The organism is Segatella copri (assembly GCF_015074785.1).
In the GTDB taxonomy this organism is placed as follows: Bacteria; Bacteroidota; Bacteroidia; order Bacteroidales; family Bacteroidaceae; genus Prevotella.
The window spans coordinates 385,450-409,987 of sequence record NZ_CP042464.1 but is presented as its reverse complement, the minus strand read 5'-3'; the positions used below and the strand labels follow the sequence as shown (position 1 = coordinate 409,987).

The window sequence follows — 24,538 nt, the reverse complement described above, 5'->3', positions numbered from 1 at the left end:
TCTTTTAGAATTTCATGTTTTCAATACTGTTCACCTGGTCACTGTGATAGTTGCGGTAAACGTTGATAATAATAGCGAGCGCTACGGCTGTCTCGGCTGCTGCTACTCCGATAGAGAACAATGTGAAGAAGAAACCTTCCAACTGTCCTGGGAAGAGGATGCGGTTGAACACAGCGAAGTTCAGGTCGGCTGCATTCAATACAAGCTCGATGGAGATGAGCATGGCAACGAGGTTACGGCGTGTACAGAAGCCATAGACTCCGATGAAGAACAAGAGTGCTGAGAGCACGAAGAAATATTGTACTGGAATCATTTCTTATCCTCCTTTCTTGCGATTAAGATACCACCGATGATACATGCCAACAAGAATACAGAGATAAACTCGAATGGCAATACATAGCCATACTTGTCAGCACCTACCAGTGCAGAACCAACCTGGTCCATTGGCACCTCGGTGTCGGCTACGGTTGCAGCCATATCAATAAAGTGATTCTTCAACACGATGACTGCCAAGGTTACGAAACCAACGAGGCAGACGAGTGCGCGACCTACAACCTTGCTACCCTTGACATGCTCCAAAAGACCCTGGAGGGTACGCTTTGATACCAACTGGATAGCGAAGACATAAAGCATGGTGATACCACCGGCATATACAGAAATCTGAGCTGCACCCAGATAAGTATAGTCGAGCAGGAAGAACATGCCTGCTACACCGAAGAGTACGAACAACAGGAAGGTTGCCGCACGCATGATGCGCTTGGTGAACACGCACATGATGGCTGAGCCAAGGATGACTACTGCCAAGATGACGAACATAAATAAATTTGCTGTTATCATTGTCTAAAGTCCTCCTTACTTAGTCTTGGTGTTAAACTTACCGATTTCCAATGGCGCACCACCCTCGATGAGGTTTGGAAGGCTTCCGCCCTTATAAACCTCCTTGTCAAGGTGCATCACCAACTTGTTGCGGTCGAAGACTGCATTCTCGAAATCGTTGACAAACTTGATTGCACCGAAGTTACATGCGTTCACACAGAGTTCGCAGAACATGCAGTCGCCCAAGTCGTACTGGTAATCTACCAGCTTGCGCTTCTTCTTGCCTGTCTCTGGGTCCTCCACCATCTCGGTTACAATCTTGATGGTATCGTTAGGGCATGACTTCTCACACAATGTACAACCCACACACTTGTAAGCCTCGTTCTCATCACGAACGAAGACCAAGCGTCCACGGAAACGTGGAGAGATGTGGAGTGTAGTCTTGCGGTTCTCAGGATACTGCTCTGTGCTCTTTGGTGTGAAGTACTCCTTCATGGTAGTCTTCATACCGATAGCGAGGGTTTTCAAACCCGCAGCAATACCGCCGAAATATGAATTGTTAGACATACTTTCTTATTATTATAATAATGTGTATTAAAGATTATCCGTGGAATCCGAATGCTACGCATACTGTCATCAAGATCAGGATGACCAGTGACAATGGCATCAGATACTTCCACTCCAACTTCAGAATCTGGTCGATACGGAGACGTGGGAATGTCCAACGTACCCACATCAGGAGCCATACCACCGCGAAGGTCTTACCGAAGAACCAGATGAAACCTGGGATGAGGTTCATCAGATTGTCGAAGCCCTCGATACCGATGTTCAATGGCGCCCAACCACCGAGGAATACGGTAGAAGCAATACCAGAAATCACGAAGAGGTTGAGGTACTCTGCCAGGTAGTAGAAACCGAAGCCCATACCTGAATACTCAGTGTGGTAACCAGCGGTCAACTCACTCTCAGCCTCAGCCAAGTCGAAAGGACCACGGTTTGCCTCAGCATTACCTGCTACGAGGAATACCAGGAAAGCCAGAATAGCTGGCACATGACCCTTGATAATCAACCAGTTCCAAGCACCAGTCTGTGCCTCTACGATACCGCTTACCTGCATGGTGCCGGTAAGAACGACTGCAGAAATCAGACAGAGACCGAGAGACATCTCATAAGAAATCATCTGTACGGCACCACGCATGGCAGATACCACAGAGTACTTGTTGTTAGATGCCCAACCTGCGAGGAACACACCCAGCACGCCGATAGAACTTACGGCTGTGATGAGGAATACACCTACGTTGAAGTCAAGAATATGAGCTCCCTTGTTCCATGGAAGGAATGAGAAAGTACCTACAGAGGCAATGATCACGAGGAATGGTGCTATGTAGTAGAGCAGCTTGTCGGCTCTATCTACAGCGAAGATCTCCTTGATCAACATCTTGAGCACGTCGGCGAATACCTGGAAGATACCCCAAGGACCTACACGCATAGGGCCGAGACGGCACTGGAAGTAGGCACACACCTTACGCTCCATGAAGATAAGTACGATAGCGATGAGGGCGTATGCTGTCAAAATACAGATACCCACGAGCACGCACTCAATCAGAATCGACAGGAAGTCGCCCAGACCCAAGGTCTGGCGAAGCAGATTGTCGATGAATGTTGTTACTATACTAAAATCAAACATAATTATCTATCAATATCAGGGATTACGAAATCGATTGCTGCACCTGTAGTGATGAGGTCGGCGATCTTCTGACCACGGAGCATTGGATCCAAGGCTCCTGTGAGTGAGAGACCCATCGGACGCATCTTCATACGGTATGGACTCTTGTCACCCTTTGAGTCGAGATATACACCAAACTCGCCGCTGGCACCCTCTACTGAGAAGTACCACTGTCCCTTTGGAACCTTGATGATTGGCTTCTGCTTGATGTAGTACTCACCCTCTGGAATGTTGTCAATCAACTGCTCGATGATGTCCAAGCTCTGATACAACTCCTGGATGTGTACATAGTAACGATCCATTGAATCGCAACCGGTAAGGGTGATTTCCTTCCACTCTACCTTGTCGTACATATCGTATGGATGACGCTTGCGGGTATCGTTCTTCCAACCTGATGCACGACCAGCAGGACCGGTTACGGCATAGTTGATACAATCCTCATAGTTCATTGGACCTACACCTTCGAGACGATTGTGAGTAATCACGTTGTCACCGAATACGTCGAGGTACTCCTGAATCATCGGACGGAGATACTTGCAGAGGGTCTTCACATTCTGAACGAAGTTAGGGTCGATATCTGCCTGAAGGCCACCGATACGGTAGTAGTTCTGGATCAGACGGCCACCGGTTGTCTCCTCCATCACGTTCAATACGTGCTCACGGTCGCGCATACAGTAAAGGAATGCTGTCAAGGCACCCAAGTCCTGTGCGGTACAGCCGAGGTACAACAAGTGTGAGTCGATACGCTGCAACTCATCCATGATGGTACGGATGTAGCGGATGCGGTCTGAGAGTTCAATACCCATCGCCTCTTCGATAACGCCTACCAACGCGTGGCGGTGCATCATCGCAGAAAGATAGTTCAGACGGTCGGTCAATGCCAAGGTCTGAGGATAAGTCATATTCTCCCACATCTTCTCGATACCACGGTGAATATAACCGAGGTGTGGATAGATGCGCTTCACAGTCTCACCATCAATAACGGTCTGCAGACGGAGCACACCGTGGGTAGATGGGTGGTTAGGACCGATATTGACTACGTAGTCATCCTCGTCAAAGCGACGCTTCTCTGTAGCAACGAGATGTCCATCCTCGCTCAAGGAATACTCCACGGTGAAGTCATCCTCAGGCTCATCAGTGCAAGGGAACTTGTTTGCCTCAGGACTCATATCGAAGTCCTTGCGCAATGGATAGCCCTGGAAATCGGTACGGAGGAAGAGACGACGCATGTCTGGGTGACCCAGGAACTTGATGCCGACGAAATCGAAGACTTCACGCTCCAGAAGGTCAGCTACCTTCCAAAGGTTAATTACTGTAGGAATTACATCACTGCCATCCACCTTCTTGGCGATGGTCTTTACTGAGCAGCGCTCGTTGGTCTGAGTATTCTCGAGAATATAGATACATCCGAGACCTTCCTCACCGAAGTCTTCACCGATGATGGTAACAAGGTAGTCGAAATGCTTCTCGTTCTTCAACTTCGCCATTTCAGAAGCGAAATTATCAAAACTCAATTCAATATTATTCAGTTTCATGTTCTTATACCTTATTATATTAATCAGTTAGACCTTTCTGAGGGTCGAAATCCTCAGGTACTTCAGTTACGATGATAGGCTCCTTGTGTCCGAGCTTCTCGCTATCAGAGAGGTTCTCGTTGCTCAAGCCGCGAAGACCACCCTTGCTCATAGAGAGTTCCTTCTCATCCTGAGTCATCTTGTGGTTAGCACCACCGAAGAATTTCTCAACCTTTACCTTACGCTGCAACTGCATCATACCATAAAGGATTGCCTCAGGTCGTGGAGGACAGCCAGGGATATAAACATCTACAGGAACCAACTCGCTGATACCACGAACTACGTTGTAGCTCTTCTTGAACGGACCACCAGAGATGGCGCATCCACCCACAGCTACCACATACTTAGGCTCAGCCATTTCATCGTACAAACGTTTGAAAACAGGTGCCATCTTATTGGTGATAGTACCGGCACACATGATCAAGTCAGCCTGGCGTGGAGAGTTACGGGTTACCTCGAAACCGAAACGGGAGAAGTCGTAACGGGCACAACCTACAGCCATGAACTCGATACCACAGCAAGAAGTACCGAAGGTCAGTGACCAGAGTGAGTTACTGCGTCCCCAGTTGATGGCAGCATCGAGCGAACCGACTACCACGTTAGCACCACCCTCATTGAGCTCCTGCGCAATCTTTTCGAGGGTATCATTGTCCTTAAACTCGTCGTAAGGAATACTCTTGATAGAGGCTCTTTTGTTTACTTCCATTCCAATGCTCCTTTCCGCCAAGCGTATGCAAGGCCAAATACCAATACCAACAAGAAGAACCCGATGCTCACGAGAGCCATAGGTCCAAACTGCTTAACTACGACTGCCCATGGGTAAAGCAATACTGTCTCGATGTCAAACATCAGGAAAAGGATGGCGAAGAGGTAGTAGCCGATGTGTGATGGCAACCATGAGCTGCCACGTGTCGGAATACCGCACTCAAAAGGTTCACCCTTTACCGGATTGTATGAACGAGGACCGATCAACTTCGCGATGACATAAGCAGCCACCACCAGTGTTACAGCCGTCAGCAAAACGGTGATAAATAGTGTAAAGTTCATAAATTTGTTATAACGTTATTTTATATAAATGCTTCTAAGCGGTTGCAAAGGTAACACTTTTTTCTGAAAGAGCACATTTTTTTATGGTTTAATTTGCATCCAAAGTGAAAAAACTCAAAAAACAGCCTGATTTCATCAGTCAACAGACAGACTTAATGGAGGATCAGAAACAGAGAAAACAAGCATATTTTATAACAAAAAGGAACAGAATAGTAGGAATTTTTACCTAAAAAATCCATCCGTTTCTCCATTGTTTCCGGCACAACTACCATCGCCTCTCCTACCCTTCATAAGAAGAATGAGAAAGAGATTATCTATAATCTCAATGGCCAGCAAGTAGATAAAGCCTCTGCTCAAGGAGGCATCTTCATCTCCCGCCAGAAAGGTAAGTTCTATAAAGCTCCCGGCTCTTCCGGAGGAAGGAGATAGTTCTGCTGGCGAATTCAGATGTTTGAATAAGCAGAAGGAGATGATTGAATAAGCGTATTCAGATGTTTGAATAAGCGAAAGAATATGATTGAATAAGCGAAAGGAGACGTTTCTTTGGGTTCAAAGAGACGTCTCTTTTAGTTTTAGGAGACTGCTTTTCGAGTTGAAGGAGACTGCAGGGCAAACGCATTAAATTGCGCTGCCCTCCAAAAGTTTTGACAGGTACTCTTCATCCCAGCCTGCCTTCAATCTTTTCAGGTTGAGACTTCCCTTGGTCGTCTTGTCATTTTTCAAGATGGAGAGGACCATTTTGCTTATGGTAGAGAAGTTCCTCGCTGCATTTTTGACTTTCTTACTTTCGTCTTCTCTGAAAGTAATGTCCAATTGCCAATGCAAGTTGTTTTCTATGGACCAATGTTGCCTAATGGCGCTTGCTATCTTTTCGGGGTCTTCATTACTTAAGGAAGTTATATAGTATCTTGTTTCCTCAGATGTTTCACCAGATGTCGCAACAGATCTTCTTGAGGTAATCCCGACAACAGACCTTAACCCAACAAACCTGTTCTTAAACATTCTCTGCATTATGTCCCCATAGCTTACAACAATGCAGGTTCTTTCTTCCTGACGACCATGTCCCTCATTAAAGGAATAATGTTTTGTCACTACATTACAATTGCCTCTATACTCATGCTCGTAAATCATGTCCTTAGCAAATTCGTAACTTTTCTTCTGATTTTCCTTCAAGGCGATAATATAGTCCCCCTTGCCTTCTATGATTTTCTCTGTTATAGAAGTTTGGCATCCCATAGCATCTATTGTCACAATGGCATTTGACACGTCTATAGCACTAAGCAACTTGGGAACGACCGTGATTTCATTTGTTTTTTCACCGACTTTCTCTTGCCCAAGTGATATGCTGTTGTCTGCTGACCAAGCAGATACGATCCATGTGCGGAAGTCAGCTTGACCAATAGTGTGCTCGGCATCACACTTGCTTGATCCACGCATAAGCTTGCCATCAATGGCAACAACACCTTTGACTTCCCCTACAATTTCTCTAACCCAGTTTCTGAAGATCTCTTCAAATCCTTTTGGATCAAAGATAGAAAAGAAACGATTGAAGGTGTCATGGCTTGGAATAGTCTCCAACCCCTGCAAACGCTTTTTGAAGAAGTCTAACTTACTTTTTCCAAACTCTGCAATTTCGTTCCAAGATTGAGCTCCTGCAATTACCGCAGCGATTGTAATGTAAATGATATGTTCCATTTTATGGACAGTTCGACCCGCAACTCGTGGGTCGGCTATTTGTTTAGATAACTTAATAATGCTCATTTTGTACCTTTTATTTGTTAATTATTTCTTTACAAAGGTACAAAAAATATTTCATATATACAAATATATAATGTTAATATTCAGTAAGTTACAACTGCACAACGCAGATGTTAACGAATAAAATATTTAATGCGTCTGCCCTGAAGGAGACTGCTTCTCGAAGGTTGCCCCTAGGCTCAGCAGACCTGCTGAGCCTAGTCAGCAGCTCTGCCGACTGCAGTCAGCAGGTCTGCTGAGCCTAGTGACAACACCTTTTAATCGTACAACTACAACCCTTATAGTCGTACAACCATACACCCTATAGTCGTACAACTATAAACCTTTTAGTTGTACAACCATATACCTTTTAGCTGTACAACCATAAAACGCAACCCCGCCAGGCGTTCCTCCTTTGACGCCTAGCGGGGTTGCGCTTTTTACTTTTTTACCTTTTTACCCTTTTACCTTTTTACCTTTAAACTCCCTTTTCAGCAAACAGGCCGAAGAGCTCAGCATCTATCAGGTCAGTAACCTTTCGGAAGTCTTCCGGATTCTCTCCGAACTCCAGATTATCACCATCGATGATGATGAGGCGACCTTTATAATCCTTGATCCAATCCTCATAACGCTTGTTCAAGCCCTGGAGATAATCGATGCGGATGCTCTTCTCGAAATCGCGGCCACGCTTCTCGATATGCTTTACGAGCGTAGGAATGCTGCTCTTGATATATATCATCAGGTCTGGGAGTTTTACCAGACTGATCATCAGATCGAAGAGATCGGTATAGTTCTTGAAATCCCTGTCGCTCATCATACCGATATCATGAAGATTAGGCGCAAAGATACGCGCATCCTCGAAGATGGTTCTATCCTGTACTATGGTCTGCTCTGAACGGGAAATCTCCACAACATCATGGAATCGCTTGTTCAGGAAGTAAATCTGAAGATTAAACGACCAACGTTCCATATCCTTGTAATAATCAGCCAGATATGGATTATTATCTACCGGCTCGAAATTAGCTTTCCAGCCATATCTCTTGGCAAGCATCTTGGTTAATGTTGTCTTGCCGCTACCTATATTTCCTGCTATTGCTATATGCATTTTTTTACCTTTTTACTTTTTTACCTTTAAGAGAACAGCCCGAAGAGCTTGGCATCTATCTTATCTATGATTTCACCAAACTGCTTGGGATTGTGCTCGAAATCGAGATTATCAACTTCTACGATGAGCACCTTGCCCTTATACTTGTTCATGATGAAATCTTCGTAAAGCTTGTTGATACCTTCCAGATAATCCAAAGGCATCTTCTGCTCATAATCACGGCCGCGCTTCTGGATATTCTTCACGAGATGAGGAACTGAAGAACGGAGATATATCATCAGTTCAGGCATCTCCACCACTTCCATCATCGACTCGAAGAGCTCCATATAAGTCTCGTAGTCGCGCTGGTCCATGTTGCCCATCTTCCGGTTGTTGGCCGCAAAGACATAGACACCTTCAAAGATGGTGCGGTCCTGGATGACCGTCTCTTTACTGTGTTGGATTTCCAGCAGATTCTTGAATCGCTGCTTCAGATAGAACACCTCCATATTGAGAGCCCATCGCGAGATATCCTTGTAATAGTCATCGATATAGGGGTTTTCAGCCACGGGCTCCAAGTACTGTTTCCATCCATAATGTTTAGAAAGCATCTTGGTGAGTGTTGTCTTTCCACTACCGATATTTCCTGCTATTGCTATATACATTTATTAATACGAATAATTTACAATTTAATAATGAATAATGGGGCTGGCGCCGCATTGGCTGCAAAAGTACAATAAAAAATCGGGATAAACAAAAAAATCCAAGCAAATATATGATTTGCTTGGATTTTTGTGTTCTACTCCTGCCTTGCAGGGGAACTGTATTTTAATAGTCACGTTCGATGAGTTCAAGACACATGCGGGAGTTGTGGTAAGGACATTTCCAAAAACCCGCCTTATCATCCTCCTTGTTCACCGTACCATCTTCCAGGATAGCCCAGTGCCACTCACCGTTCTTGGCATCCAGCAGATTCTTGGCTACATAGTTCCAGCAGGCGATGGCAGTCTGGAGATGTTCTTCGGTGCGGAAATACTGATAGAGGTCGATATGGCCGATGATGTTCTCGCACTGCACCCACCACTGGCGCTGGAGATCATACTTATCTCCATCTTTCCAATGCTCATAAACCATACTGCCGTCCGGACGTAAGCCTTCATCCGCAGCATCGGCTATACGACGGATGATGCGCTCTATCTTATGGAGCAATATCTTATCGTCCAAAACCAGCGCAGTTTCGTGGAGCAGCCAGGACGCCTCAATATCATGACCATAGCTCTCGATGTTGCGCTTGCCCTCCCACTCGTCATTGAAGAAGAGGTCGAGATGATAAGTCTCTGTGTTCAGAAGCTTATCGGTGAAGATGTCGAGCAGATTGCGGATGCTCTTCTCCAGTTCCGGAGTCTTCCATACACGATAAAGATTGGTATATGGCTCGATGATATGCAGATGGGTATTCATCGTACGGGAACCATTTTCATCCTTATCAGAGAGACGCATGTCTGCAATCGGATTCCACTCACGGGTCAATGCCTCGATATATCCGTTGTTCTTGGCATCAAAGGCATGCTTCTCTATGTCATGATACAGGGAGATGGCGATATCCAACGCCTCCTTGTCACCTGTTGCACGGGCATACTCCGAGAAACCATAGATGGCAAAGCCGATGGCGTAAGTCTGCTTCTTGGTATCGAGCGGATTACCCTGATAGTCAACACTCCAGTAGATGCCGCCATATTCCCTGTCGAGGAAATAATCGCGCACATAATCCTTGGCACGGGTGGCAGCCTCAAGATACTCCGGCTTCTTCAAGACACGATAGGCAGCAGAAAACGCCCAGAGGATTCGGGCATTCATCACCGCACCCTTCTCGGCTTCAGGATGTACCTGGTCGTTACCATCTACACGTCCATAAAAGCCACCGTTTTCTTCATCTTTCACTTTCGTTAGCCAATAGCTGAGGATGTTGTTCTCCAGAACATCCCGCATCGTTTCTTTAAGATTTTCCATTTTTCTTTTCTTAATAGTGATTATTAGTTATGTTAAAACAATTATTTGCGGATAGGGAACTTCCAGGCAAGCACCATCAGCAGGAAGGCGATGACGGCTGGGAACAGTGAGAACAATGACCATACCATCGTAAGCACAGAGTCGGTGACACTGGCTGGGTCGATCATCGTATTACCCATCTTATCTGTTATCATGTTGGCACCTGCCCAGCCCAGGAAGAGGGCGATGAGAGAACCGGAAATGGCTGTACCAAACTTCTGGCTCATCGTACCGGAAGAGAAGATAAGACCTGTAGCTGATGTTCCGAAATGCTCGGTATGGTAGTCGGCTACATCGGCATACATTGACCACATCAATGGCGAATAGATACCGATACCCATAGAGGTAAGGATAACGATGGCTATCATCACCCAGATATACGATGGATCCATCGGGATGAAGAAGAAGACAACCGAGAGAACCAGACAGAGCGCTGCAGCCCAGAAGAATGCCATGCGCTTGCTGCCTACCAGACGGGTGAACCAAGGAGATACACCACCGAAAATCATACAGGTTACTTCACCGAATGCCATGAAAACGGTATAGTTAATAATCAATCCCTCGATGGTTACATTGCCATGCAGACAGTAATCAAACATATAGCCAGCTACGGCATAGCGGAATCCGTTGAAGAAGTTGGTACACACGGCGATGGCTGTCATATAGAGCCAAGCCTTGTTGTGAACGAGGTCGGCAAACTGCTGGAAAGAGAACTTCTCTGCGCGTTTCGGCTTCAGACGTTCCTTGGTAAGGAGTCCGCAAGCCAATGTCATCACAGCTGCAATAATACCGAGCACGGCACCAATGACAGCATACTGATGTGCGGCTGTTCCACCTACCATCTTCTGGAGATAAGGGAAAGAAAGCAGGGTGACGAATCCCATGGCATAAGCACCCACCATACGGAAAGAAGAGAACTGGTTCTTCTCATCATCATCCTCGGTCATCACACCGAGCAATGAGCCGTAAGGCACATTCACCATGGTATATACCGCCATCATCAGCAGATAGAGGGCGTAAGCATAGATTCGCTTGCCCACAGGACCGAAGTCTGGCGTGTAGAGCAAGAGGGCAAATATCAATCCGAAAGGAATGGCACCATAGATGAGCCAAGGACGGTAGGTACCGAAACGGCTCTGGGTACGGTCGGCAAGCGAGCCCATCAGCGGGTCAGTAACCACATCGAACATGCGGGCTACGAGCATCAGTACTGCCGCATCCGCAAACGAGAGTCCGAAGACATTTGTAAAAAACAGAGGAAAAGCGATAGACATCACCTTCCATACAATACCACCCGCAGCGGCATCACCCAATGCATAAGCTATTTTTTCTTTTAAACGAGCCATTGTTTTTAATTGACAATTTACAATGAATAATTTATAAATTACTAAAAAAGGGATTCGCTCCCCATCTATATCTGATAATACGGATGAGGAGTACGAATCCCTACAATCTTAATACCTGAAACTTATTTACTTAAAGTCTGTTTATTTTTTGCTACCAAAGCCTTGATCTTCTCTACTGAGAACTGAGTACGATAATCATCCTTTGGTGTATTCATGCAGTAGTCTACCAATCGGTCGATGGTAGAAGTTGCCACATGCATGCGGGTATCAGAAGAAGCATAGTAGATGAATACCTTGCCATCCTCATCTGCAATCCAACCATTGGCAAAGACTACGTTCATTACATCACCGATATACTCAGGACCTTCCGGTACGAGGAGATATCCACCTGGTTCTGCAATCACCTTTGTAGGATCCTCAAGAGAAGTCATGTACATATAGAGCACATAGCGGAGACCGCTGGCACAGCCACGAACACCATGAGCCAGATGCAACCAGCCCTTATCAGTCTTGATAGGATGAGGACCCTCACCGTTCTTCACCTCCTGGATGGTGTGATAGTGACGGGCATTGATGATCTTCTCTTCCTTGATTTCGGCATGAGTGATATCATCAACAAGAGCCCAACCGATACCACCACCAGAACCTGTATCGATGAAACCATCCTGTGGACGGGTATAGAAAGCATACTTGCCATCAGCAAACTCCGGATGGAGAACCACATTGCGCTGCTGGCTCTTGGTCTTCAAGTCAGGAAGGCGTTCCCAGTTTACCAGGTCCTTGGTACGGGCGATGGCTGCAGTAGCAGTAGCAGCACTGAGGTCTCCAGGCTGATCATCATCATGACGCTCTGCACAGAACACGCCATAGATATAACCATCCTCATGAGCTGTGAGTCGCATATCATAGATGTTGGTAGCAGGAACAACATCCTCCGGCATGGTGATAGGCTCATCCCAGAAACGGAAGTTGTCAACACCATTAGGACTCTCTGCTACGGCAAAGAAACTCTTGCGGTCAGCACCCTCAACACGAACAACGAGGAGATACTTACCATTCCACTTGATGGCACCCGAATTGAGCGTAGCATTCATCATGATGCGCTGCATGAGATACGGATTACTCTTCTCATCGAAGTCGTAACGCCACTCCAATGGTGTATGTTCTGCAGTAAGGATTGGGTTCTTATACTTTTCATAGATACCATTTCCCCACTCTACCGGTTCATTCTTACGGCTCAGCAGTTCCTCATGATGAGCGCGAAGTGCTTTCACTTTGTCTTGAAATGTAGTCATAATATATCTATTTTACTTTTTTACCTTTACAATGTCTTTGGCAAAGAGAACTTTCTTTTCCTTCTTGAATTTCTTGAAGTCCTCGACGATGGCACCATCGCCTACTCCAGGGAGGTAAGCCTCTTCCTGAGGTTTATCCCAGGCATTACGCCAGAAGAGTACATAACTCAACTGATACTTCTGAAGTACAGGCCAAAGGGTTTGGGTAAACCAGTCCTTCTTGCTGGAGATACCCCTGCAACCCGTTTCGGTGAGGGCAGGAATCTTGCCAACCTTCTTGGCTGCCTCCATCAGCACATCGAGCGTAGCAGCAAGGTTCTGCTGATAGTTGGCATCGCCGTTGTCGAACTCGTAGACGTCAACACCCAGCATATCCACATACTTTTCTCCCGGGAATCGCTCCAGGAATTTTTCTACTGTCTTCTCGTCGCTGAGATTTGGTGACCAAGCCCAAACGATGTTATTGCACCCTGCTTTAGTAAGTATATTTAGGGTTTTTACGTATAATTGGTTATATTGTACAGGTGTGCAACTGCTAGCTCCCCACCAGAACCATCCGCCATTCATTTCATGCCATGGTCGGAAGATGACAGGAACCAGTTTACCATCGTTTGTCTTCAAAGAAAGGATGAAATCGGAAACCTTCTTGAGCCATCCGTCGAACTTCTGTTGCTGGGCGCCTCCATCCAGGACAGCAGCTACAGCATCACCTTTCGGATCCCAGGCATTCTCGCCTGTTACCGGATTCCAAGGATGCCAACTCAAAGTGACGATGCCTCCTCTCTCATTTTGGGCAATGATTTCTTTTCGCATACGATCGAAAGACACGCCGTCAAGGTTTTCCTTGCTATCCAACTCTATTTTTCCAAGATCGAAACCCATCACAGCAGGATAATCACCTGTAGTGAGGAGCACATCGCTCTTTCCTTCATCCCATTTCCAAGTAGTACCATACACCGGATCATCCTGATGACCGAGCATGATTCCCTTGTTCAGTAATTTCTGCAGTCTGACCTTCAGTTGCTCTGCCGGAGTATTGCAACATTGCTTTTTACCCTTGCAGCAGGAAGTAGTGGCAGTCTGGACTGATGCGCCCGTAACGCCATCAACCTGTGCCATTGCTCCTTGCATCGCCATGAGGCAAGCTGCACCAATCAAAATTCTTTTTCCTATCATATATCTATTTCTTTAATTGCTGAATAATCCAAGCCTGCCACTCATCCCACTGCTCCTGATACCAGTAATGACCGGTCATCTGGTACAGACTCAATGTCTTTGGCGCTTTTACCGAATTATAAAGTCCGTAAGACGATGTTGGCGGAACCACCTCATCATTATAACCGAAACTGTACCAGCCAGGAACGGTGATACGACGGGCGAAGTTGACGCCATCATAATAGCGTGCACCTTCGAGTCTTGCCTTTTCCAAATACGTAAGTTTCTGCTCTTTCCATGCAGCCCCCTGTGCCTTGTCTTCCTTATAGAAATAGTGAGGCCAGCCGCCTGCAACTCCGTGAATCTCAGCTTCATAATCACACATAGCATCATGAACAGGAGCCAGGAATGTGATTCGCTTATCGAGAGCTGCCACAGCGATGGAAAGAAATCCACCCTGTGATGAACCCGTTACACCGATAGTCTTTCCGTTCCACTCAGGGAGCGAAGCGATATAATCCACACCACGGACTGCACCGGTTACTACCCGTCTGTAAGCATTGCGATAAGGATTCTCGAGATTGGTATCCCAGTAGCCTTTCAGTTCGCCATTGGCAAGATCATCATAAATCTTCTGCTGCATGGTAACAGGAACACCGTGAATACCGATTTCCAGTACGATGCACTCAGCAGGAGCCGTATAAGTATCGCCGGCATAAGGGCGTACACCCGCACCAGGTACACGGAGCAAAGCCGGATACTTACCTTCTTTTACCGGGACACTCAGGATGCCATACATCTTAGAGCCCCATCGGTTGTTGTTATAACTTATTTCATATACATTCTTATCCTTGGTACAACGCTCAGGCAGAAGCACCTTGGTAGGATTGAGGTCATTCTGTCTTGCCTCATCCAGTGCCTTCTTCCAGAAAGCATCGAAATCCTTAGGTTCCTGTGCGAAAGGCTGGATCTTCTCTGGAGAGAAACCTGCCGTGCAAAGTCCCTCGTAATCCTTGCCATCAACATGAGCGATAACCTTGAGACGATAGAAGCCCGGTCTGTTCAGACTGCCGCACCATTTCATGGTTCCGCCCTTGAGAGTGGTACTTTTCTTCACCTCCGGAAACATTGCCGGACCGGCTTCATAATCAACCTTCACCTGGTTGAGTAGCGTACCGCTCTTTCTCACATTCACCGTGAAGTTAGCCTTCTCGCCTACCCGGTAATTCCAGTCCTGATGGTCAGGAGTTACCGTTACCACGATGTTGTTTCCTCTGATTTGTGCGCTGAGGCTTGAAGTCCCCAGCACACTCATCAGAACACCTATAATTATTAACCTAAAAACATTTGCTATACGATGATTCATATTGTCGTTGGTAATCTTGTTAGTTAAACATTCAGTTTTACGGTTGCAAAGTTAGGCATAATTTCCGATATATCCGTGTATTATTTTGCTGAATAAACATACTTTGTTGCAAAGGCAGAAAAATATTCGAAAATATCTGAAAACAGAAATAAGAATTGACACACATCAAGTCAGAAAAAGCAAAGAAAACAACAAAACACACACTCTATTCAACTCAAGAATTGACCGGAAACAACCAAAGACCAATTAACAAAGCACAAAAAGTTATGACAATTCATATAATAAATAATGTACGCGTACCTTAATATATAATAGATAAATAATAGAATAATCAATATAAATCAACCATCAAGTAAATAAATTGTAACGCTAACACTTAATCTTTAATAAATATGACGAAAATTACATTTTATTTTCACTAAAGCAGAAAAGTATTAGTAATCAGCAAAATATGTACAAGCTATTTTGCAAAAAATAGCTATCTTTGCAGCAGATTTACAAAACAGCCTAAAGGTTTAGAATAAACAATATAAAACAAATAAACATAATCACAACAATGGAAAAAGTAAATGCAACCTAGAGCTAGCCTCTAGCCCTTTCTTCTCATCAGAAAAAGATGACGAAGGAATAATCAGAGAGCACTAATCCGTTTTGGATTCTTTCCCGTATCGATCGTATAAGTGAAAGAGCCAAACTGTTTTAACCAACTAACAAAAATTGTATGAACTTTAAAAGTAGAGAAAAGTTGCTTGCTAGTGTAGCTGCCCTGAGTCTTCTCGGCATCTCCCCTCAGCAAACTTTCGCAGCCCAGATCACAACGAATCAGGCTGTGCAACAGACCAAGAAGATTACTGGTAACGTATCCGATGCAATGGGTCCTATCATCGGTGCAACAGTAAAAGTGAAAGGCACAAAAAATGCCGCAGTGACAGACTTTGATGGTAACTATACACTGAATGTAGGTGCCGGACAGACTGTAGAGGTAACTTACGTAGGCTATGTTACCAAAACTTTCAAAGTAGGAGGCCAAAGCAAGTACGACATCACTTTGGTAGAAGACAACAACAGTCTTGACGAGGTGGTAGTTGTAGGTTATGGTACCATGAAGAAGAGCGATATCTCAGGAGCTTCTGTTTCCATGGGAGAAGACCAAATCAAAGGTTCTATTATCACAAACTTAGACCAGAGTTTCCAAGGTCGCGTTGCCGGTGTTACATCTGTAGCGACTTCAGGTGCTCCAGGTTCTTCTACCTCAATCCGAGTTCGCGGACAGTCAACAATCAATGCCGGTGCAGAACCACTTTATGTCATTGATGGTGTCATCTTCCAGGGCGGCGGTTCAAGCGGCGGTTCATTAGGTTTGGGAGATGCCTTAGGAAACGGTTCTGTTTCTACCGTATCACCAATGTCAACTATCAACCCTGCCGATATCGTCAGTATGGAAATTCTGAAGGATGCTTCTGCTACAGCCATCTATGGTGCCCAGGGTGCAAATGGTGTTGTACTTATCACAACCAAACGGGGTAAGATTGGAGAAGCAAAATTTACATACGACGGCATGGCAGCATGGCAATACCAGGGAAAGCGTATTGACATTCTGAATCTTCGTGAATTCTCAGAATATTATAATGATTTTGTAAACAACGGATGGATTTCACAGGATCAGGCACGTCCTGATTTCTCAGACCCATCTATCTTGGGTCGAGGAACCAACTGGCAGGACGCTGTATTCCGCACAGCTTTCCAGCACCAGCATCAGGTTGCTGCACAAGGTGGTACAGAGAAGGTTAAGTACTATGTTAGTGGCGGTATGATGGATCAGGATGGTACTATCATCGGTTCTAACTTCAAGCGTTTGAACGTACGTGCCAATCTGGACGCTCAACTGAAGAAATGGTTCAAGATAGGTATGAATACTACATACACAAGAACCAAGGAGCGCCTGCTCCATGCTGATGGTACAGAAGGTGTTATTACATACGCATTGACCACACCACCAGATATTGCCATCTACGATGTAGACGGAAACTACACATCTGTAGTACGTGACGGCTGGTCTTCACCAAACCCTATTGCACAGGCATTGAGCAAGGATATCACCATGAAGCGCAACAAGCTGACCGGTAACATTTTTGCAGACATTACTCCTATAAAGAACCTCACCTGGCATACAGAGTTGGGTTACGACTTGTCATGGAGTGATGCAGAGGTCTTTACACCTACTATGCACTTAGGCAACTGGAACCAGGACACAAACTTTGCAAGCTGGCAGAAGAATACAAGCAAGTATTGGCAGTTTAAGAACTATATTACTTATAATGGAAGTATCAAAAAGCATTCTTTCACAGCCATGCTGGGTCAGGAAGCTTGGCGCAGTGACTGGGATTATACCTATCAGGCAAACGCTAATTTGCCAAACAATACAATCCATTTGCCATCTTTGGGTTCCAGCACTCCTAGTATCAAGTCTGGTTTCGGTGTTACAACCATGTCATCATTCTTTACACGTGAGACATACAACTACGATGACCGTTATTTAGCAACATATACATTCCGTCGTGACGGAAGTTCTAACTTCGGTCCTGAAAACCGTTGGGCTTCATTCCACTCATTTGCAGCAAGCTGGCGTTTCTCTAACGAGAAGTTTATCAAGAGCATCGCAGGTAAATGGTTGAGCAATGGTAAGATTCGTATTGGCTGGGGGCAGACTGGTAATGCCAATATCGGTGCTTACAAATGGGGTACTACCGTAACCAAGTTCCTTGTTGGTCAAACAAGCGTAGCATACCGTCCTACCAATATTCCAAACACTTCTATCAAGTGGGAAACTCAGGAACAGACCAATATCGGTCTCGATCTTGGACTCTTCAATGATAAGATTGGTTTCACTCTCGACTGGTACAACAAGGTTTCCAACGATATGCTGATGCCTTTACAGTTGCCTTCATATATGGGTACTCAAGGCAATGGTTCTTCACGTCTTAATGCACCTTGGGGTAACTACGGTAAGATCAAGAACACCGGTTTCGAGTTGGCAGTAAACGCTCATCCTATTGCTAACAAGAACTTCTCTTGGGATACAGAGTTCAACATTTCTTGGAACAAGAACAAACTGGTAGGTCTCAGCGGCACAACCAATGCCAACATCATTGGCTATGGCCAGTGGAACGACGTGGTCTGTGTTAGTAACATCGGCAAACCTCTCTATCAATTCTGGGGATATCAGACCGATGGCGTATACAAGGATTTTGAAGATATCAAAAACTCTCCTAAGCCTAAGAGCTACAAGGAAGGAGCCCTGAATAAGGGAACAACCGTATGGCCAGGCGATATCAAGTTTAAGGATATTTCAGGTCCTGACGGAAAGCCTGATGGAGTTATCGACGATTACGACAAGACTTACATCGGTAATCCACAGCCTAAATATACATTTGGTTGGACCAACACATTCCGTTATAAGGACTTCGACCTGACATTGTTCGTCAGCGGTTCTGTAGGAAACAAGGTTATGAACTACCTGAATATCAGCATGAGCAAGATGAACAATGCCTGGGTAAACCAGAGTGCAAGTGTCAAGAATCATGCCGTACTGGCTCCAATTGATCCGAACAAGGACTACAGTAATGGTTATAAAGGCAACAATGCCTATACCGTATACAACTGGTATGATGACGTAGACAACATTTATGTAGTAAACGCAGGAACCAACATTCCACGTCTTGCTATCGGTGACCCAGCCGGAAACTCTAGCGTTATCAGTGACAGATATGTTGAAGATGGATCATACTTGAGAATGAAGAATATCACTTTAGGTTATACATTGCCTAAAAAGTATGCAAGATACCTTCATATTGAGAGTTTGAGAGTATATGCAAATATACAGAACCTCTTCACTATTACCGGTTACGACGGTTATGATCCAGAAGTTGGTGCAAGTACATCCGATTCACAGGGATACAGCTTCGGTGTAGATAACGGACGTTATCCTTCACCAACGGTATATTCTTTCGGTATCAACCTTGCTTTCTAATTAAATAACAAAAGAATAAACAATTATGAAAAAATACAATATATATAAAACGGCCGTTTGCGCATTCGTCTTGGGTCTCAGCTTGTCTTCTTGCGGGGACTTTCTGGATCAGCCAGACAATTCCAACTACAATGCAGACACGTTCTATAATGGTGATGCAGAGTGCTATCAAGGCGCCAATTCTCTGTACAGTATGCCATGGTATGATTTCCAAAGAGGTTTCTTCAAAGTTGGTGAAGTAATGTCAGGAAACTATTATTGGTGGGGAAGTGAAGATACTCAATACTGGAACTGTAACGTATCTGCCAACAATGCCAACCTGAAAGATATGTCTTATTCACTTTGGACAGTAAATGCCTACGCTAACACCATTTATGATAAACTGAAAGGTGCCAGCGCAAGCGCAAGCGTAAAGAGTGCATGTATGGGAGAATGCCTGACATGGAAAGCTATGGCATACTTCTATCTTGTACGTACATTCGGTGCTGTGCCAATCATCCATAACAACACAGACATTATCGGTGCCGGTACATACAATGACCAGTATAAGGCCAACATAGAGGATGTATACGATTACATCATCATGACCTTGAAAAAAGCCATTGAACTGTTACCGGAAAAAGATCCTACAGGTCTTGGACGTATTGATAAATACAGCGCAGAAGGCTTGCTTGCCAAGGTTTACCTGACAAAGTCTGGTTTCGATCCAGCAACTACAACTTACGAACAGGGAAGTGTGGCATACATCAAGACCACCAATCACCAGCGCAATCAGGAAGATCTTGACAACGCTGCAAAATATGCAAAGGACGTGATTGACAACAGTGGAAGAAGTCTTGAATCTGCAGCTAATTTCCCAGCAATGTTCTATGGTGCATACAAAGGTCCAGAATCACTCATCGCATGGCACTGGCGTGCCACACGTGACCCTTGGACATCTCAAAACTCACTTCAAAGTGACCTCGCTATTACGGGTTTCGATGAAACAGGTAACAACTGGGGAGGATGGGCTGGTCCATCAGTAGACCTGATAGAAGCTTTCGGAGATAATCCAACAAGCCAGACTAGAAACAACACCGACATCCGCCGTAAGGCTACCATGATGATGGCTGGTGATAAATACGACTATTTCTACACAGACTGTGGCGGTTTCGATTTCCTGAAGCACGTATATAAAGGATACGAGAAGCACCCAGGCAACGGAGAACTCCAGAGTCCAACAGGAGCACAATGTGTCAAGCATCTTGTTGGTGATAAAGCCGACCATAACTTGCATATAGGCTGCGACTTTGATGTGATGGCTTATGGTAACTATACTCAGCTGTTACGTCTTGCAGATGTTTATCTCATCTATGCAGAAGCCAAGATTGGCAATGCAGGCTCAACAACAGATGCATCTGCCATTGATGCATTCTACAAAGTTCGCAACCGTGCGGTATCTACATACGAACGCCCAACATCTATCAGTTTCGAAGATGTATGGAAGGAGCGCAGATTGGAGTTAGCACTTGAGGGCGATCGCTGGTATGATTACGTACGCAGGTTCTACTTCGATCCTGATGCAACAATTGCTGAGTTGAACGCACAGAAGAGAAATGAGTATTATGGTCTGAATGCGCTCTATGAGACATGGTACAACAAGGGTAGCTATGATGGTCCTTGGAACTTGAACAGCGATGTAAGATACAATGATGATCCTGGTAAGCATCAGAACGTTCAGGTGAGCAGTTTTACCATCCCATTCCCTACAGAAGATGCAACCATGAACCCTCATTTGCTGGAGGCACCACAGCATGTTGACATTTCTCAGTTTACTTATTAATATAAGAAACCTCAAAAACAGAACAATTATGAAGCTAAATAATAAAATATTAAGTGTCATGCTTCTTGGAGCTACAGCATTTACAGGACTCAGCATTACAAGTTGTGTGGATGAGCCTGACAAATATGAAATAGCTGGTGGAACTCCTTCTATTGATTACGTTCGCCTGTGCGATGTAACCAAGAAAGATTCCATGTTAACTGGAGCATACATGGGTACAAGTATCTGTCTGGTCGGTAACAACTTGAGAAGTATAACAAAAATGCTCTTCAACGATCAGCAGGCTATTTTGAATACAAGTATGATTACAGACCATACCTTGATTGTAGATGTACCAAAGACTCTTACTGACAATCCTACCAATAAGATCTACATGTACAACAAGGATGGTGAGTGTACTGAATATGACTTCAAGACGCTCGTACCAGAACCGGTGGTAACATCATTGAGCAATGAGTTTGCAAAAGATGGCGAAACAGTAACCCTGAAAGGCGACTACCTGCTGGATTACGAGAATGCTCATCTTAAAATCACATTCCCAGGCAACGTAGATGTTACAGATTTCAAGAGCATTTCCAAGAGTGCCGTTACTTTTGTGGTACCAGAAGGTGCACAGAAAGGATTTGTCACAGTAGAAAGCATGTATGGAAAAGGTAAGTCTAAGTTCTATTTCCGTGACGACCGCTGCATACTCTTCGACTGGGATAATGACGGAGATGACGCAATAGCAACAGGTCATGGCTGGCGTGATGGAATTCAAAATGGTAACCGTATGAGGAATGATGTTGAAGGAGTTCAGCCTCTTGACGGAAATTACTACTACTTAGGAGGCAAGACCGTTAATTTCGATTCATGGGCTGAAGATGAATACTCATTCAACTACTGGCCAGAGCCGGCTGCAGGTTATCCTGAGTTGAACTCGCTGATGAAATGGGATGATGTTGACAACATACAAGTGAAGTTTGAGGTTAACATTCCTAATGATTGGACAGGCTTGTCATTACAGGTATATTTTACCGGTAACGACCAGGTAACATACTCAACAGGCAACAACAACTATCTTGCAGATGACAAGCTTCCACGTGCACTTTGGACTCCATGGTATGGAGCAACAAACAACACATTCAGCACTTCAGGAAACTGGCAGACTGTTTCTATTCCATTATCAGAATTTGCATACGACAGATATGGAAACAAATTGGGTGGTTTGAAGTTTGAGAATCTCACAGGTATGACCATGTTCCTCTATACAGGACCATACAAAGAGGCTACTGTAGAATGCTCACCAACAATTTGCGTTGATAACATTCGTGTTTGCCCTATCAATGAATAAAATTTGCTGATGCTGGCAGCCATCCAACTGCCAGCACTGCAAACAAACAAAAACAATAAACGTCAATCATTATGAAAAGACATAATAAATCTTTCCTCTGGTTGGTTCTGCTACTGATATGCAGTACATTTGCGTTCACATCATGCGACCGTGATGACTTGAACACCGACCAGTATGGCAATGAAATATCTGTATTATCATACGGTCCAAACCCTGTACTCCGTGGGGGTGTCCTTACTTTCAAGGGAGCCAATCTTGACCAAATTACAGAAATAGATCTTCCTGGTGCAGAAGCTATTACCAGCATTAATGTTGTTACATCAGGAAAAAACTCAGAAATCAATATTGAAGTTCCTGCAGAAAAATGTGAACCAGGTATTGTTACATTGAAGACCGCCAAGAATGGTGAAATCAAGACACTTACCCCAATCACATACATTGAGAATTTGAAATTCACAGGTTTCTACGTAGGTGAAAACAAGGAAAACCTGGTAGGTAATGTTGGAGACGTCCTCACTATTGAAGGCGATTATCTCAACAATATTACATCTGTCATTTTTGCCAATGGCGCAACTATGGATGCCGAGAATTTTAAATCTCAGACCCGCTATCAGATTCAGCTGGTAATCCCAGCAGAAGCAGGAGAAGGCAGATTCCAGATTAGCGATGGAAACAACTATATGTATTCTGAAGGTGCTTTAAGTATCAATGCTCCTGAAATCGATGCAAACAATGCTATCGGTAAGTCTCTCATCAAGGCTGGTGAAACAGAGGTCCTCAGAGGTACTTCACTTGATCAGATTGCAAGCATTGAGTTGAATGGTGCAACCGTAGAAGCAGCTGACTTCAAGTCACAAACAGCTTCTGAGATTACCTTCATTATCTCTTCTAAGGTAGCAGACGGTGAAATTACAGCTGTAACAAAAAGCGGTATAAGAATTCCTTTCGGTGAGATTACAACCGTTGTTCCTAGCCAACTCGTTGCAACTCCTTCCCCTATCAAGAATGGTAAAGAGATAACAATCAGCGGTAAGGATATGGATCTGATTACAGGCATCGCATTCCCTAACGCCAAGGAATCTAAGCTTAACAAGGTTGAGACAACAAAGGTTACTTCTACAGTACCAGAGGATGCACAGGAAGGCGACATCACTTTGAGTCTTGATAATGGTAAGACTGTAACAGTAGCCTATAAATTGGTTAAGCCAACCGTTACCGCTTGCGCTCCTGCAGCCATCACAGCTGGCGAGAAGACCATCATCAAAGGTACAGATCTCGACCTCGTGAAGAGCATCACCTTCCCTGGCGATGTAGACATGACAGTAGATGATTTCAAGGGTACAGCCAATGCTATCGCAGTAACAGTTCCTGCAGCCTGCGCCGGTTCAGGCTTCAAGCTCAACCTGAAGAATGGTACTACTGTCAACATCGATAGTCAATTGAGCATTAAGGCAGCAACAGATCCAGCTATTGCATCTGTTACACCAGGTGAGGCTATCGCAGGTTCAACCATCACCATCACTGGCAAGAACTTCCAGAACATCCAGAACCTCTACATCGGTTCTTACAAGGTAAACCGCTATACATCTCGCACCAACACAGAGATTGTCTGCCAGGTTCCTGCCACAGCAGAAGTAGGTACATACAAGATCGTGATGGAAGACCCAGACGGCAACAAGATTGAGGGTCCCGAGTTCAAGGTGGTTCCTGCAGAGAAAGACATAGCTGACTTTGCCAAAAATGAAGCTGGCACAGCCATTACCTATCCATTTGTGTTCAGTTGGGGCGATGGTACGGGTAAATTCCGTCTCAACAAAGCAGATCTTATTAAACTTGGCGTAAAGAAGGGTTCTAAGTTGATAATTTATAAGGATGCAAGTGTTACAGGACAAGTTCAAATCAATGACGCAAATTGGGCTGGTCTTTATACAATTGCAGACTGGAACGGAACAGAAGCTCAGCTTGTACAAGAATTTGATGACAAAATGATGAATGCCATCAACAATGTTTCTGACGGTTGGAGCGACACTGCATTCATTATCCAAGGTGACTTAGGGAAAGCAAACAAGATTGTTATCCTCCCATAAGTGATATTTAACATAAAAAACGCATTTATGTGAAATATAATTCGTAAATTTGTGGCGTAGTTAGATCAACT

At 44.7% G+C, this 24,538-nt stretch carries 19 protein-coding genes; 4 read left to right on the top strand and 15 right to left on the bottom strand.

The features are described from left to right. Positions 1–4: 4 nt before the first annotated feature. The 15 genes from nuoK to FO447_RS01595 all read right to left on the bottom strand — a co-directional run bounded on the left by nuoK (position 5) and on the right by FO447_RS01595 (position 15,144). Positions 5–313 carry an NADH-quinone oxidoreductase subunit NuoK gene (nuoK, locus tag FO447_RS01665; protein WP_006846356.1) on the bottom strand — a complete coding sequence of 103 codons (309 nt, stop codon included), beginning with the start codon at positions 311–313 and terminating at the stop codon, positions 5–7. Then, positions 310–837, bottom strand: a complete 528-nt coding sequence (locus tag FO447_RS01660; RefSeq protein ID WP_117587066.1) for an NADH-quinone oxidoreductase subunit J family protein — start codon at positions 835–837, stop codon at positions 310–312. The genes nuoK and FO447_RS01660 overlap by 4 nt, the downstream gene beginning before the upstream one ends. Positions 838–852: 15 nt before the next feature. Further along, complete coding sequence (locus tag FO447_RS01655; protein WP_118153999.1) at positions 853–1,383, bottom strand: NuoI/complex I 23 kDa subunit family protein; 531 nt, start codon at positions 1,381–1,383, stop codon at positions 853–855. Between the two features lie 34 nt (positions 1,384–1,417). Continuing rightward, positions 1,418–2,503 carry an NADH-quinone oxidoreductase subunit NuoH gene (gene nuoH / locus FO447_RS01650; protein ID WP_117692680.1) on the bottom strand — a complete coding sequence of 362 codons (1,086 nt, stop codon included), beginning with the start codon at positions 2,501–2,503 and terminating at the stop codon, positions 1,418–1,420. Between the two features lie 2 nt (positions 2,504–2,505). Continuing rightward, on the bottom strand, positions 2,506–4,077 hold the full coding sequence (locus FO447_RS01645; protein WP_200757374.1) for an NADH-quinone oxidoreductase subunit C: 1,572 nt from the start codon (positions 4,075–4,077) through the stop codon (positions 2,506–2,508). A gap of 19 nt (positions 4,078–4,096) precedes the next feature. Beyond that, positions 4,097–4,822: an NADH-quinone oxidoreductase subunit B gene (locus FO447_RS01640; protein ID WP_117727080.1), complete on the bottom strand. Its 726-nt coding sequence runs from the start codon at positions 4,820–4,822 to the stop codon at positions 4,097–4,099. Beyond that, a complete protein-coding gene (locus tag FO447_RS01635; protein WP_006846362.1) occupies positions 4,813–5,163 on the bottom strand; it encodes an NADH-quinone oxidoreductase subunit A in 351 nt (116 codons plus the stop codon). Before FO447_RS01635 ends, FO447_RS01640 begins: the two co-directional genes overlap by 10 nt. Before the next feature lie 618 nt (positions 5,164–5,781). Further along, positions 5,782–6,924: an ISAs1 family transposase gene (locus FO447_RS01630; RefSeq protein ID WP_118139234.1), complete on the bottom strand. Its 1,143-nt coding sequence runs from the start codon at positions 6,922–6,924 to the stop codon at positions 5,782–5,784. Positions 6,925–7,378: 454 nt separating this feature from the next. Further along, positions 7,379–8,005, bottom strand: a complete 627-nt coding sequence (locus tag FO447_RS01625; RefSeq protein WP_006846365.1) for a deoxynucleoside kinase — start codon at positions 8,003–8,005, stop codon at positions 7,379–7,381. Between the two features lie 26 nt (positions 8,006–8,031). Further along, positions 8,032–8,649, bottom strand: coding sequence for a deoxynucleoside kinase (locus FO447_RS01620; RefSeq protein ID WP_200757372.1), 618 nt, complete (start codon positions 8,647–8,649; stop codon positions 8,032–8,034). A gap of 163 nt (positions 8,650–8,812) precedes the next feature. Further along, a complete protein-coding gene (locus FO447_RS01615; protein ID WP_200757370.1) occupies positions 8,813–9,994 on the bottom strand; it encodes an AGE family epimerase/isomerase in 1,182 nt (393 codons plus the stop codon). A 41-nt stretch (positions 9,995–10,035) separates the two neighbouring features. Continuing rightward, positions 10,036–11,379, bottom strand: coding sequence for an MFS transporter (locus FO447_RS01610; RefSeq protein ID WP_200757368.1), 1,344 nt, complete (start codon positions 11,377–11,379; stop codon positions 10,036–10,038). A 122-nt stretch (positions 11,380–11,501) separates the two neighbouring features. Continuing rightward, on the bottom strand, positions 11,502–12,674 hold the full coding sequence (locus FO447_RS01605; RefSeq protein ID WP_200757367.1) for a glycoside hydrolase family 130 protein: 1,173 nt from the start codon (positions 12,672–12,674) through the stop codon (positions 11,502–11,504). 12 nt (positions 12,675–12,686) lie between these two features. Then, a complete protein-coding gene (locus FO447_RS01600) occupies positions 12,687–13,850 on the bottom strand; it encodes a glycoside hydrolase family 26 protein (RefSeq protein ID WP_234699040.1) in 1,164 nt (387 codons plus the stop codon). Positions 13,851–13,854: 4 nt separating this feature from the next. Then, positions 13,855–15,144, bottom strand: coding sequence for an acetylxylan esterase (locus FO447_RS01595; protein WP_200758446.1), 1,290 nt, complete (start codon positions 15,142–15,144; stop codon positions 13,855–13,857). 772 nt (positions 15,145–15,916) lie between these two features. Here FO447_RS01595 and FO447_RS01590 point away from each other — a divergent pair. The 4 genes from FO447_RS01590 (at position 15,917) to FO447_RS01575 (ending at position 24,467) form a co-directional block, all read left to right on the top strand. Next, positions 15,917–19,225, top strand: coding sequence for a SusC/RagA family TonB-linked outer membrane protein (locus FO447_RS01590; RefSeq protein WP_200757365.1), 3,309 nt, complete (start codon positions 15,917–15,919; stop codon positions 19,223–19,225). A gap of 25 nt (positions 19,226–19,250) precedes the next feature. Next, the gene (locus tag FO447_RS01585; protein ID WP_119237175.1) at positions 19,251–21,047 is read left to right on the top strand and encodes a RagB/SusD family nutrient uptake outer membrane protein; all 1,797 of its coding nucleotides are present in this window, start codon (positions 19,251–19,253) and stop codon (positions 21,045–21,047) included. A 28-nt stretch (positions 21,048–21,075) separates the two neighbouring features. Next, the gene (locus FO447_RS01580) at positions 21,076–22,380 is read left to right on the top strand and encodes a glycan-binding surface protein (protein ID WP_234699039.1); all 1,305 of its coding nucleotides are present in this window, start codon (positions 21,076–21,078) and stop codon (positions 22,378–22,380) included. A gap of 71 nt (positions 22,381–22,451) precedes the next feature. Further along, on the top strand, positions 22,452–24,467 hold the full coding sequence (locus tag FO447_RS01575) for an IPT/TIG domain-containing protein (RefSeq protein WP_118154023.1): 2,016 nt from the start codon (positions 22,452–22,454) through the stop codon (positions 24,465–24,467). Positions 24,468–24,538: the final 71 nt, after the last annotated feature.